Here is a 12428-nt window from a genome sequence, read left to right on the forward strand (position 1 = left end):
AGGTATGACGACGCGATAGTGAATCCAGCCGGGCGCGCGGCGACAGCAGTAGCAGTACACAACGGGGTGCACAGCGGATAGTTCGCGCGCACCCGAGCAGAGGAGACACGGTGAGCACACACCCCGGCGGCGACGATTTCACGCTGCTACCCGACCTGGCGGTTCGATCCCTCGGCGGTTCGGTGATCTGGGCGAACGACGAGTTCTTCGCGGAGAAGGAGAACCTGGTCAGCCCTGGCCCGTCGGAGTATCAGCCGTCGACCTTCGGCCACAAAGGCCAGGTGTACGACGGCTGGGAGACCCGCCGTCACCGTGGCAAGCCCGGCGACGACTCGGCCATCGTGCGACTGGGTGTGCCGGGCGTGATTCGTGGCGTCGTGGTGGACACCGCCTGGTTCAAGGGCAACTTTCCGCCGGAGGTGTCGCTGTCGGCGCTGGTCGTGGAGGGTTATCCGCCCGCCGAGGAGATCGCCGCCCGCACCGACTGGGTGACCCTGCTCGACCGCGTGAAAGTCGGGGGCGACAGCCGCAACCCCTTCGCCATCGACGACGAAAACCGTTGGACCCATGTGAAACTCACCATGCACCCCGACGGCGGCGTTGCCCGGTTGCGCGTGCACGGTGAAGGTCGCCCCGACCCCGCGCTGCTCGGGTTAGGCCCGCTAGACCTGGCCGCGCTGGAAAACGGTGCGATCGTGCTGGACTGCTCCAACCGCTTCTACAGCTCGCCCAACCAGATGCTGTACCCCGGCCTGGCCCGCGAAATGGGCGACGGTTGGGAGACCTCGCGCCGCCGCGACGACGGAAACGACTGGGTCCGCATCAAATTGGCCGGACCCGGCGCGATCCGCCTCGCCGAGATCGACACCTCCTGCTTCCTCGGCAACAGCCCCGGCTCGGCCTCGCTGACCGGATTCGCCAGCGACGGAACAGAAGTCGAGCTGATGCCACGCACTGACCTGCTCCCCGACACCCGCCACCGCTTCGCCCTGACCCCCGCGGCCGCCTCGGTGGAAGAAGTGCGCCTGGACATCTACCCCGACGGCGGCCTCGCCCGCCTTCGCCTGTTCGGGGAGCTGAGCGCATGACCGAGACACGCGATTTCATCGGCTACGGCCCCACCCCACCCGACCCGCAGTGGCCCGGCGGCGCCCGGATCGCGGTGCAGTTCGTGCTCAATTACGAAGAGGGCGGGGAGAACAACGTCCTCGACGGCTCGCCACACTCGGAAACCTTCCTGTCCGAGATGACGCCCGCCGAAGCGTTCCCGAACCGGCACATGAGCATGGAATCGCTGTACGAATACGGGTCCCGCGCGGGCCTGTGGCGAGTACTGCGCGCCTTCGAACGACGCGGCATCCCCCTCACCATCTTCGCCGTCGCCCACGCCATGCAACGCAATCCCGAAGCGGTAGCGGCCTTTTCGGAACTGGGCTACGAAATCGCCAGCCACGGACTGCGCTGGAAGTCCTACCAGCTGGCCGACGAGGAAACCGAACGCGCCGACATGGCCGAGGCCGTGCGCATCCTCACCGAACTCACCGGCGCGGCGCCGCTCGGTTGGTACACCGGCCGCGACTCACCCCGCACCCGCGAATTGGTCGTCGAACACGGCGGTTTCGTCTACGACTCCGACTCCTACGCCGACGACCTGCCCTACTGGACCGAAGTCCGAGGCCAGAACCACCTGGTAGTCCCGTACACCCTCGACACCAACGACATGCGCTACGCCTCCCCGGCAGGCTTCGCCAACGGCGACGAGTTCTACGCCCACCTGCGCGACGCCTTCGACGTCCTCTACCGGGAAGGCACCGAAGGCGCCCCCAAAATGCTCTCCGTCGGCCTGCACTGCCGCATCGCGGGCCGCCCCGCCCGCACCGCAGCCCTGGAACGCTTCCTCGACCACGTCCAATCCCACGACAAGGTGTGGATAACCCGCCGCATCGACATCGCCGAACACTGGCACAAGGTCCACCCGGCGGGCGAGCAATCGCTTGGCGGCTGACCCGAGCGGGGGCGGATACGCAAACCTCGGGGCTGGGGGATGCCCGTGGGTGTCACACGCTCTGAATCGCGCGTGAGTCCGGCGTAATCGCCCAATCGGCCGCTTCAGAATCAGTTTTCTGACTTTTTGAAGGCGAAGTGGGCGATTACGCCGGTTGGTCCGGCGGTGTGGACCGGCTCAGGCGAACAGGGTCCGCACGAACGGCACCGAATCGACCAGGGAGGCGTTGACGGTGGCGTCGTGGTCGGTGGGGTAGGCGTGGAAGGTGAGGGGTTGGTTGTTGGCTGCCAGGACGGCGGCGTAGCGGAGGGTTTCGGGGGTTACCACGTCGGTGTCGTAGAGGCCTTGGCCCATGAAAAGTGGGCGGTCGTAGCCGGATTCGGGCAGGCCCATGTAGGTGGTGAGCAGGCCGTGGATGTCGGGGATCGAGGCGAGGGGGCGGGTGAAGAAGCTGCCTACCGGCGGTTCGGTGGCGGACAGTTCGTCGCCGAGGGGCGTGATGCAGGTGGTTTGGGCTCGGGCCAGCCAGGTGCGGCCGGAATCGGTGAGGAAGCTGTCGATGTCCAGGTGCGGGTAGGTGGTTCGGAGGCCGCTGAGGATGTAGAGGACATAGGCCGTGAGGTGGGAGCTCAGGTGGATCGGCGGCATTTCGGGGCCTACGAGTTGGATGACGTCTTCGATGTAGGCGGGCACACCGGTACCTACCGCGCCGCGGTAATCCAGTGTGGGGCCGCCGAATTCGGTGGCGTAGCGGGCGGTGGTGATCGCCGCGCCGCCGCCTTGGGACTGGCCGACCACGGCCCACTTGTTCGACAGGGTGGGGTACTGCTGGGTCGCGGCCTTGACCGCGTCGACCACGTTGTGGGCTTCGGCGATACCGTTCAGATACGGATGCTCGCCGGGACCGCCGAGGCCCGCGTAGTCGGCGGCGACGATCGCGTACCCCTGGTCCAGCCAGGTGCCCAGGTAAGCCCAATCGCGCTCGACGGCCGCGGGGCCCGCCACGCTGTACGCGCAGTCGTCGCCGAGACCGACGGTGCCGTGCGCCCACGCGATCACCGGCCAACCGCCTTCGGGTGCCTCGCCCGCGGGGAAGTAGACGGCCGCGCTGGTGGTGGTCGGCTGGTCGTTCGCGGTGGTCGAGCGGTAGAGCAGGCGCTGCGCGTTCGCCGAACCGGGCAGGGTCGCCGCGGCGGACAGCGGCTCGACGCCGACGACGGTGCCTGCCGGCTGCGCGGCGGCCACCGGCACCACGCTCAGTGTCGCGGCCAGCACGATCAGCGAAGTCGCCGCGATCCTCGAAATCCTCATGGACCTACTCTTCCTTCTTGATGGACGTGCGTCCAGGATCTGGGCGCGCTCATCTCGGGGGTGAGTGTCTCGTATGCGAGGCGATGCACCCACTTCTGGGGGCTACCCGCACCGTGACCGAAACGAGTGACGACACGCACACCGTTCGTGTCCGGCGTGGTGGGTGAAACCGATCACACCCTGGAAGGGTCGGGGGTGTCGGAGCTCGCCCACCCGATGATCTCTAACAGTACGAGCGTTATGCTAAAACTCCTGGTCAGCACTACCCCTCGGTAGGCGGGGCCCTTGCAATTAACCCGCTAATTTCGCAAAGTTAGCAAACGGGCCTGCAAAACTAGCTGAGATTCACACAACCAACAGGTAGACGGCCATTTCTGGGTGTGCCATTGTTTGGAAGTACACCCCTTGGGCCCTAGTAAGTCCTAGCAAGCCTGCAAATTGCTCCAGCAGTACGAGATGTGCAACCGAAAGCGTTCAGCCGCCGGTTGATTCGCACGCCGACTGCTGCGAGTACCGACCACACGAGGAAGTGGAGTCAAGAGATGTCTCTCCCCGGCACCCCGAAGACCGCAGCGGAAATCCAGCAGGATTGGGACACCAACCCGCGTTGGAAGGGCCTGACCCGCACCTACTCCGCCGAGCAGGTTTCCAAGCTGCAGGGCAACGTCGTCGAGGAGCACACCCTCGCCCGTCGCGGTTCGGAGATCCTGTGGGACCTCGTGAACAACGAGGACTACATCAACTCGCTGGGCGCCCTCACCGGCAACCAGGCCGTGCAGCAGGTTCGCGCCGGCCTGAAGGCCATCTACCTGTCCGGTTGGCAGGTCGCCGGTGACGCCAACCTGTCCGGCCACACCTACCCGGACCAGTCGCTGTACCCGGCGAACTCGGTTCCCGCGGTCGTGCGTCGCATCAACAACGCCCTGTCGCGTGCCGACGAGATCTCCAAGGTCGAAGGCGACGAGTCCGTCAAGAACTGGCTCGCCCCGATCGTGGCCGACGCCGAAGCCGGCTTCGGTGGCGCCCTGAACGCCTACGAGCTGCAGAAGGCCATGATCGTGGCCGGCGCCGCCGGTGTGCACTGGGAAGACCAGCTCGCCTCGGAGAAGAAGTGCGGCCACCTCGGTGGCAAGGTGCTGATCCCCACCCAGCAGCACATCCGCACCCTGACCTCCGCGCGTCTGGCCGCCGACGTCGCCGACGTGCCCTCGGTGATCATCGCCCGCACCGACGCCGAGGCCGCCACCCTCATCACCTCCGATGTGGACGAGCGCGACCGTGAGTTCCTGGACGGCACCCGTACCGCCGAGGGCTTCTTCGGTGTGAAGAACGGCATCGAGCCCTGCATCGCGCGTGCCAAGGCCTACGCCCCCTTCGCCGACCTCATCTGGATGGAGACCGGTATCCCCGATCTCGAGGTCGCCCGCAAGTTCGCCGAGTCGGTTCGCAGCGAGTTCCCGGACCAGCTGCTGGCCTACAACTGCTCGCCTTCCTTCAACTGGAAGCAGCACCTGGACGACGCGACCATCGCGAAGTTCCAGCGTGAGCTCGGCGCGATGGGCTTCAAGTTCCAGTTCATCACCCTGGCGGGCTTCCACTCGCTCAACTACGGCATGTTCGACCTGGCGCACGGCTACGCTCGCGAGGGCATGACCGCGTTCGTCGACCTGCAGGAGCGCGAGTTCAAGGCCGCTGCCGAGCGTGGCTTCACCGCCATCAAGCACCAGCGTGAGGTCGGTGCCGGCTACTTCGACACCATCGCCACCACCGTCGACCCCAACACGTCGACCGCCGCCCTGAAGGGCTCCACCGAAGAGGGTCAGTTCCACTGATCCGCCCGTGTTGCTTTGACTAGCAACACAATTCCTCTGCAGTAGTAGGGGTGTACGCCCTCCCCTGTCGATCAGCCCCGACAGGGGAGGGCATCCCTATATTGTGGGTCGCAAACCCGGCGCCAGCCGCCAAAAAGTACAGGAGCGGAACGTGAGCAGCGAGAAGATTCAGCGCGTTGGCATCATCGGCGCCGGACAGATGGGCGCTGGTATCGCCGAAGTGTGCGCACGCGCGCATGTCGATGTCCTCGTCTACGAGACCACCCGTGAACTCGCTGCCGCGGGTCGCGCACGCATCCTGCGTTCGCTGGATCGTGGTGTGAGCAGTGGCAAGATCACCGAGCGTGAGCGGGAGCAGGCCGCATGGCGGCTGCGCTTCACCTCCGATTTGAGCGACTTCGCCGACCGTCAGCTGGTGGTCGAGGCCGTTGTCGAGAACGAAGAGGTCAAGACGGCCATCTTCGCCGAGCTGGACAAGGTCGTCACCGACCCCGACGCCGTGCTCGCCTCCAACACCTCCTCGATCCCGATCATGAAGATCGCCGTCGCCACCGCCAACCCCGAGCGCGTGGTCGGTCTGCACTTCTTCAACCCGGTGCCGGTGCTGCCGCTGGTCGAGCTGGTCACCACCCTGAAGACGAGCGAGCCGGTCGCCAAGCGCGCCGAGCAGTTCGCCGCCGAGATCCTGGGTAAGCAGATCGTGCGTTCGGCGGACCGTTCCGGATTCGTGGTCAACGCGCTGCTGGTGCCGTACCTGCTCTCGGCCATTCGCATGGTCGAGTCGGGCTTCGCCACCAAGGACGATGTCGACAAGGCGATGGTGCTCGGCTGTGCGCACCCGATGGGCCCGCTGGCGCTGACCGACCTGGTCGGCCTGGACACGGTGAAGTCGATCGCGGACTCGATGTACTCCGAGTTCAAGGAGCCGCTGTACTCCGCCCCGCCGCTGCTGATGCGCATGGTCGAAGCCGGGCTGCTCGGTAAGAAGACCGGCGCCGGCTTCTACCAGTACGGCAAATAAGAGTTTGCTACCCGGAGGCCACCGACATCAGCTGCGACGCGATGCCGGTGGCCTTCGGCCTTTTCCTGGGTGTTTGCAGGGGGAACGGCGAAGGGTCGGGGTTGCGGCCTAAGCTGCTGTAGCCGGACGCGCTCGCGCATCCGGTGTTATGTCGAGCGCAGCGTGTGATCGAAAGGGAGTATCGGCGGTCATGGTCAACGTCACCGATGGATTCGGGTCGAGCGTTCTCGGATACCCGAGGATCGGTCCGCACCGAGAGCTCAAGCGTGCGCTCGAGTCGTACTGGCGCGGATCGATGGAACGCGAGGAATTGCGCCAGGTTGGCCGCGATATCCAGGAGCGTCAGTTCAACGAGCTGGCCGCCACCGGACTCACGCAGGTGCCGGGCAACACCTTCTCCTTCTACGATCACATCCTCGACAACGCGCTGCTGTTCGGTGCGGTGCCGTCGCGATTCAAGCAGTTCCAGGAGGGCCTGGACCCGCTGGACTTCTACTTCTTGATGGCGCGCGGCAACCCGGACACCCCGCCGCTGGAACTGGTGCGTTTCTTCGGCACCAACTACCACTACCGGCAGCCCGAACTCGACGCCGACACCACGTTCTCGCTGCACCCCGAAGCCCTGCTCGACGAGTGGGACCGGGCCGCGCAGCGCGGGATCGAACTGCGTCCGGTGGTGCTGGGGCCGGTGTCGCTGCTGCTGCTGTCCAAGGCCGGGCACGTGCCGGGCGAGGCCGAGTTCGACACGTTGAGCCTGCTCGACCAGCTGCTGCCGTTCTACGAGGAACTGTTCTCGATCCTGGCCAAGCGCGGGTCGACCTGCGTGCAGCTGGACGAACCGTGCTTCACCGGGGAACGCACGCCCGAGGAACTGGCCGCGTTCGAGAAGGCGTACACCCAGCTGTCGAAGGCGCCGCTGCGCCCGCGCATCCTGGTCACCGGGCAGTACGGCGACTTCGGTGAGGCGCTGCGGATTCTGGCCGCCAGCAATGTCGAGGCCATCGGCCTGGATCTGGCGTCGTACCGGATGCAGCCCGAGGAACTGGCGGCCATTCCGGGGATCAAGCGCAAGCGGATCTACGCGGGTGTCATCAGCGGTCAGAACGTGTGGCGCGCGGACCGTGTCGTCACGCTGAACTACCTGAACTCGATCGCCGAGGTGTGCCCGGATCTGGTGGTGTCCACCGGCACCACGCTGCTGCACGTGCCCTACGACGTGCTCGCCGAGTACGACATCGAAGGCAACGTCGCCGACCGGCTCGCCTTCGCGAAACAGAAAGTGGGCGAGGTTGTTTCGCTCGCGAAGGCCCTGACCGAGGGCCCCTCGGAGAACTGGCGCAAGCGGCCCACCGAGGTGCACTTCAAGCAGAAGCACGCGGTGCGCCAGCGGGTGTACGCGGTGACGCCGCAGATGCGCGAACGCGCCCCCTACGACGTGCGCGCGGCCGCGCAGCAGCAGCGGTTGAACCTGCCGCTGGTGCCCGCCACCACGCTGGGCTCGTTCCCGCAGAGCTCCAAGCTGCGCCAAGCCCGCCACGAGGTGGCCTCGGGTCGGCTGTCCGACGACGACTACCGCAAGCTGGTCGAAGCCGAGATCGAAGCCACGATCGCGCTGCAGGAAGACATCGGCCTGGACGTGTTCGTGCACGGTGAGCACGAGCGCAACGACATGATCCAGTTCTTCGCCGAACAGCTCGACGGCTTCGCCACCACCCGCTTCGGCTGGGTGCAGGTGTACGGATCCCGTTGCGTGCGACCGCCTATCGTCTACGGCGACGTGGCCCGGCCCGCGCCGATGTCGGTGGAATGGACCGCCTACGCGCAGTCACTGACCGACAAACCGGTCAAGGGCATGGTCACCGGGCCGGTCACGATGTTGGCGCGCTCGTTCGTGCGCCAGGATCAGCCGCTCTACGAGACCGCCGACCAGGTGGCACTTGCCATTCGGGACGAAGTGGTCGACCTGGAGAAGGCAGGCATCGCGATCATCCAGGTCGACGAACCCGCCATCCGCGAACTGCTCCCCGCCCGCCCCGGCGGCCGCGAAGAGTACCTGCGCTGGGCCGTCGGCGCGTTCAAGCTGGCCACCTCCGGCGTGCGCCCCGACACCCAAATCCACACGCACATCGGCTATTCCGGCCGCACCGAGGTGGTCGACGCGATCGATCAACTCGACGCCGACGTCACCGCGATCGTGGCCACCCGCTCCATCGAATGGGTCATCGAGGCGCTCACCGAGGACCTGTCCACCGGCCACGGACTCACCCACGGCGTGGGGCCGGGTGTGTACGAGAGCCGTTCGGCACGCATCCCCGATATCGACGAGTTCGACGAACTGCTCACGCAGGCGGCGAATGCTGTTACGCCACAACGGTTGTGGGCCAATCCTGACGGTGGGCTCAAGACTCGGCACTACTGGCAGTTGGAGCCTTCGTTGCGGAACATGGTTGCCGCGGCTCGCCGGGTTCGTCGGCGGGCGTTGGCTGCTCTGGAAGCATCCGCTAGCGCGGAATAGGCGAACAAGACGAAGGGGTACACCGGCTGCGGTGTACCCCTTTCGTCGTTCACTGGACTCGACCTCGGCTGCACTGGCGTCCCGTACCGTTCAGGTATGGATGCGCAGACCTGGCCGGACTCCCTACGCGTGGCGCAGGTTCGGATCGCGCGCCCGACCGATCAGCTCGACGAGGTGGTTCGGTTCTACGTCGAGGGGCTCGGGCTGCACGAGCTGCATCGGTTCGAGAACCATGCCGGGTACGACGGGGTGATGGTCGGACTGCCGGGCACCGACTACCACCTGGAATTCACCAGCCACGTCGACCGCAGTCCGGGCACCGCGCCCAGCGCCGAGAATCTGCTGGTGCTCTATTTCGACGGTGAAGCGCCGATGTTCGAAGTGGTGCGGCGGCTCGGCGAGTTCGGTGCCGAACCGGTTACGGTGGAGAACCCGTACTGGGCGGCCAACGGCGGCATGGGTTTTGCCGATCCTGACGGGTGGATCGTCATGCTCGTCCCGCGGCCGGTGGTTCTGATGCCGGGATGCGCCCGCGAGGGCGAGGACACCCCGCAGACGCACCGGGAAGCCGAAGGACGCGCTGAAGGTCTGTCCGAGCTGACCAGAATCTCCGAGGATCTAGGTCTCTACGACGACATCCCCGGCGAGCCGTTGAAGCGACAGTAACCCCGTATCTCAGTGGCTGAGTGCGGCCACGACGAACATCGCGGCCACGCCGAGGATGGTGCACAGCAGGGTCAGGCGGGAGGGGTGGCCTGCGTGGGCTTCGGGGAGGATGTCGGCGGTGGCCAGGTAGAGCAGGAAGCCGGCGAAGTAGCCCATGTACAGGCCGATCCAGTTTTCCGGGACGTGGATGATGGTGCCGAGGATAGCGCCCACGACGGGGGCGATGGCGTCCATGGCCAGCAGGATCAGGGCGCGTTTGCGGGCGTTGCCGTAGACGGTGGGGATGGTGAAGGTGTTGAAGCCGTCGGCGAAGTCGTGGCAGATCACCGCGATCGCCACCGACATGCCGACGGCCGCGCCCGCCTGGTAGCCGAGGCCGATGCCGAAACCGTCCAGGGTGCTGTGGAAGATCAGGCCGCCCGCGGCGAGCAGGCCCACGGACTCGAAACCGTGCTTGTGCGAACCGAATTCGTGCTCGTGGCCTTTGTGGATCGCGACCGCGCGTTCGATGATGTGCAGGCTGAGGAAGCCGATGACCGCGGCGATGAGCACCACGGGGATGCCGTGGAACTGGCCGTCGGACTGTTCCAGCGCCTCCGGGATCAGGTCGAAGGCGACCACGCCCAGCATCACGCCCGCGGCCAAGCCGAGGACCAGGTGTTTGCGGTCGCCGATGCGCATAGCGACGAATCCGCCGAACAGGGTCGACAGCATCGACACCAGGGACAACAGGATCGCCATGGTCCGCCTATTCGTCGGTGGGTTCGGGCTTGCGGGGCTTGCGCTTCTTCTTCGAAGGTGTGGCTTCGGGCTCTTCGGCCACGGCATAGCGCCGCACGTAGGCGCCCGCGAAACCCTGCAGGGTGGCGGTGACCGGGATCGCCAGCAGCGCACCGGTCGGCCCGAGTAACGCGGCGCCCGCGATCACCGCCCCGAACGCCACCGCCGGGTGCATGTCCAGGGTGGTCGCGGTGATGCGCGGCTGCAGCACATAGTTCTCGAACTGCTGATAGGCGGCGATGAACAGCAGGATCCACAGCGCGGTGATCGGGTCGTGCACCAACGCGACCAGTACCGGCAGCGCACCGGCCATGTACGTGCCCACGGTCGGAATGAACTGGGACACAACGCCTACCCACAGCGCCAACGCGAACGCCGACGGCACGTCGAGCACGCGCAGCGCGACGTAGTGCGCGATCGCCGAGCACAGCGCCAACAGTGCGCGCGAATAGATGTAGCCGCCGGTTTTCTCGACCGCGATGTCCCAGGCTCGCAGCACATGTTTCTGCTGTCTGGGCGGCAGCAGCGAGCACACCCAAGTGCGAAAACGCGGGCCGTCGGCGGCGAAGTAGAACGTGAACAGCAGTACTCCGAGCAGCTGGAACAGCGCCCCGATCGCGACAGTGCCTATGCCCCACACGTTTCCGGCCATGCTCACCAGGTACTTCTCGATCGTGGAACTCCACTCCGAGGCGTACTTGGTCAGGTCCTCACCCGAAATCGTTTGGTGGAAGGTGACATTGACCCAATCGACCAGGTCTTGCACGTAACCGGGCGCGTTCTGCACCAGCATGGTCACCTGGTTGATCAGCAACGCGCCCAACGTCCACACGAACGCGACGATCACCACCAACACCAACCCGAATACCAGCCCGGTGCCCGCCCCGCGCCGAACACCGCGCGCGGCAAGCCAATTCACCGCGGGCTCGATCGCGAACGCCAGGAACAACGAGACCAGCAGCACGGTCAGCAGGCCCTGCATCTTGCCCAGCACCCAGAACGCCGCGATCAACCCGGCCACCGCGAGCACCGCGTACAGCAGCGCCCGCGGCAGCCACCGCGGCGGGGTGCGCACCGACCAGGAGGCGGGCAGCGCTCTCACGTCGACGGCGGGTTCAGCGGATTCGTCCTCGGCGACCACGAACTCACGGTACCCAGCGCGGGCGCCTCCGGCCGGTCGGCGCGCGTGCCACCGACCCGAACAACTACACGGTGGCGGTGTCGATGACGAACCGGTACTGCACGTCGCTGGCGACCACCCGTTCGTACGCGGAGTCGATCTCATCGGCGGAGATCAGTTCGATCTCCGCGCCGATGCCGTGTGAGGCGCAGAAGTTCAGCATCTCCTGGGTCTGCGCGATGCCGCCGATCATCGAACCGGCCAGCGACCGGCGGTACCCGGCGAGGTTGCGGCCGGACACGCTCATCGGGTTCTCCGGCAGGCCGAGGATGACCAGGGTGCCGTCGAGGGCGAGCAGGCGCAGGTAGTTGTCGATGGGCAGGTCGGCCGACACGGTGTTGATGATCAGGTCGAACTGGCCGCGCAGTTGGCGGAAGGTCTGCTTGTCGCTGGTGGCGTAGTAGTGGTCCGCGCCCATGCGCAGGCCGTCGTCGCGTTTGCGCAGCGACTGGCTGAGCACGGTGACTTCCGCGCCCAGCGCCGAGGCGATCTTCACACCGACGTGCCCGAGACCGCCCATTCCGATGATGGCGACCTTCTTGCCGGGGCCCGCATTCCAGTGTCGCAGAGGCGAATACAGCGTGATGCCCGCGCACAGCAGCGGTGCGGCGACGTCGAGGCCGATACCTTCGGGGATCGCGACGACGAAGCTCTCGTCGACCACGATCTGGGTGGAATAGCCGCCCATCGTGTACCCGCCGGGCTGCGCGGTTTCGGGGACCGGCGAGTTGTAGGTCCAGGTGGCACCGTTGGCGCAGTACTGCTCCTCGCCCGCCAAACACGGCACGCACTTACCGCACGAGTTCACCAGGCAGCCCACGCCCACCCGGTCGCCCACCTTGTACTTGCGCACCGACGAACCGACCGCGGCGACGATGCCCGCGATCTCGTGGCCGGGCACGCACGGGTACTGCGCGCCACCCCATTCGTCGCGCGCGGTGTGGATATCGGAGTGGCAGATGCCCGCGTACTTGATGTCGATCAACACATCGTCGGGGCCGACCTCGCGACGTTCGATGGTGACCTTCTCGAAGGGCCCTTCGGGCGAAGGCTTGGCGTAGGCGGCAGCAGTGCTCATGGCTACATGCCTACAGCCGCATACGGGCTTTGCCAACAGT

The 12428-nt window shown here is 66.3% G+C and carries 10 protein-coding genes; 6 read left to right on the plus strand and 4 right to left on the minus strand.

Annotated features, from left to right (window positions below):
- Positions 1 to 110 precede the first annotated feature (110 nt).
- Both alc and puuE read left to right on the plus strand, forming a co-directional pair.
- Positions 111 to 1088 carry an allantoicase gene (alc, locus tag ACFWU5_RS08250; protein ID WP_379266585.1) on the plus strand — a complete coding sequence of 326 codons (978 nt, stop codon included), beginning with the start codon at positions 111 to 113 and terminating at the stop codon, positions 1086 to 1088.
- A complete protein-coding gene (gene puuE, locus ACFWU5_RS08255; RefSeq protein WP_379266586.1) occupies positions 1085 to 2005 on the plus strand; it encodes an allantoinase PuuE in 921 nt (306 codons plus the stop codon). Before alc ends, puuE begins: the two co-directional genes overlap by 4 nt.
- A 177-nt stretch (positions 2006 to 2182) precedes the next feature.
- On the opposite strand, the gene ACFWU5_RS08260 is transcribed toward puuE, so the two are convergent.
- Positions 2183 to 3316 carry a lipase family protein gene (locus ACFWU5_RS08260; protein WP_379266587.1) on the minus strand — a complete coding sequence of 378 codons (1134 nt, stop codon included), beginning with the start codon at positions 3314 to 3316 and terminating at the stop codon, positions 2183 to 2185.
- A 542-nt stretch (positions 3317 to 3858) separates the two neighbouring features.
- Here ACFWU5_RS08260 and aceA point away from each other — a divergent pair.
- From aceA to ACFWU5_RS08280, 4 genes are all read left to right on the plus strand, one after another.
- Positions 3859 to 5148, plus strand: a complete 1290-nt coding sequence (aceA, locus tag ACFWU5_RS08265) for an isocitrate lyase (protein ID WP_378709799.1) — start codon at positions 3859 to 3861, stop codon at positions 5146 to 5148.
- A 151-nt stretch (positions 5149 to 5299) separates the two neighbouring features.
- Positions 5300 to 6169: a 3-hydroxybutyryl-CoA dehydrogenase gene (locus ACFWU5_RS08270; protein WP_379266588.1), complete on the plus strand. Its 870-nt coding sequence runs from the start codon at positions 5300 to 5302 to the stop codon at positions 6167 to 6169.
- A 190-nt stretch (positions 6170 to 6359) separates the two neighbouring features.
- On the plus strand, positions 6360 to 8684 hold the full coding sequence (gene metE / locus ACFWU5_RS08275) for a 5-methyltetrahydropteroyltriglutamate--homocysteine S-methyltransferase (RefSeq protein ID WP_379266589.1): 2325 nt from the start codon (positions 6360 to 6362) through the stop codon (positions 8682 to 8684).
- 96 nt (positions 8685 to 8780) lie between these two features.
- Positions 8781 to 9350, plus strand: a complete 570-nt coding sequence (locus ACFWU5_RS08280) for a VOC family protein (RefSeq protein WP_379266590.1) — start codon at positions 8781 to 8783, stop codon at positions 9348 to 9350.
- A 9-nt stretch (positions 9351 to 9359) separates the two neighbouring features.
- Here the strand turns inward: ACFWU5_RS08280 and ACFWU5_RS08285 are convergent, their stop codons facing one another.
- The 3 genes from ACFWU5_RS08285 to ACFWU5_RS08295 all read right to left on the minus strand — a co-directional run bounded on the left by ACFWU5_RS08285 (position 9360) and on the right by ACFWU5_RS08295 (position 12388).
- Entirely contained in the window at positions 9360 to 10091 is a 732-nt protein-coding gene (locus ACFWU5_RS08285; RefSeq protein ID WP_379266591.1) for a ZIP family metal transporter, read from the minus strand.
- 7 nt (positions 10092 to 10098) lie between these two features.
- Positions 10099 to 11271 carry an AI-2E family transporter gene (locus tag ACFWU5_RS08290; protein ID WP_379266592.1) on the minus strand — a complete coding sequence of 391 codons (1173 nt, stop codon included), beginning with the start codon at positions 11269 to 11271 and terminating at the stop codon, positions 10099 to 10101.
- Positions 11272 to 11335: 64 nt separating this feature from the next.
- Positions 11336 to 12388, minus strand: a complete 1053-nt coding sequence (locus ACFWU5_RS08295; protein WP_379266593.1) for an NAD(P)-dependent alcohol dehydrogenase — start codon at positions 12386 to 12388, stop codon at positions 11336 to 11338.
- Positions 12389 to 12428: the final 40 nt, after the last annotated feature.

Origin of the sequence: Nocardia sp. NPDC058640, from assembly GCF_042716995.1 — a bacterium.
In the GTDB taxonomy this organism is placed as follows: Bacteria; Actinomycetota; Actinomycetes; order Mycobacteriales; family Mycobacteriaceae; genus Nocardia.

What these genes read in the sequence shown, in the direction of transcription:
- aceA (WP_378709799.1), top strand. Translation starts at nt 3,859, where the DNA reads ATGTCTCTCCCCGGCACCCCGAAGACCGCAGCGGAAATCCAGCAGGAT.
- ACFWU5_RS08295 (WP_379266593.1), bottom strand. Translation starts at nt 12,388, where the DNA reads ATGAGCACTGCTGCCGCCTACGCCAAGCCTTCGCCCGAAGGGCCCTTC.
- ACFWU5_RS08280 (WP_379266590.1), top strand. Translation starts at nt 8,781, where the DNA reads ATGGATGCGCAGACCTGGCCGGACTCCCTACGCGTGGCGCAGGTTCGG.
- ACFWU5_RS08285 (WP_379266591.1), bottom strand. Translation starts at nt 10,091, where the DNA reads ATGGCGATCCTGTTGTCCCTGGTGTCGATGCTGTCGACCCTGTTCGGC.
- metE (WP_379266589.1), top strand. Translation starts at nt 6,360, where the DNA reads ATGGTCAACGTCACCGATGGATTCGGGTCGAGCGTTCTCGGATACCCG.
- ACFWU5_RS08260 (WP_379266587.1), bottom strand. Translation starts at nt 3,316, where the DNA reads ATGAGGATTTCGAGGATCGCGGCGACTTCGCTGATCGTGCTGGCCGCG.
- puuE (WP_379266586.1), top strand. Translation starts at nt 1,085, where the DNA reads ATGACCGAGACACGCGATTTCATCGGCTACGGCCCCACCCCACCCGAC.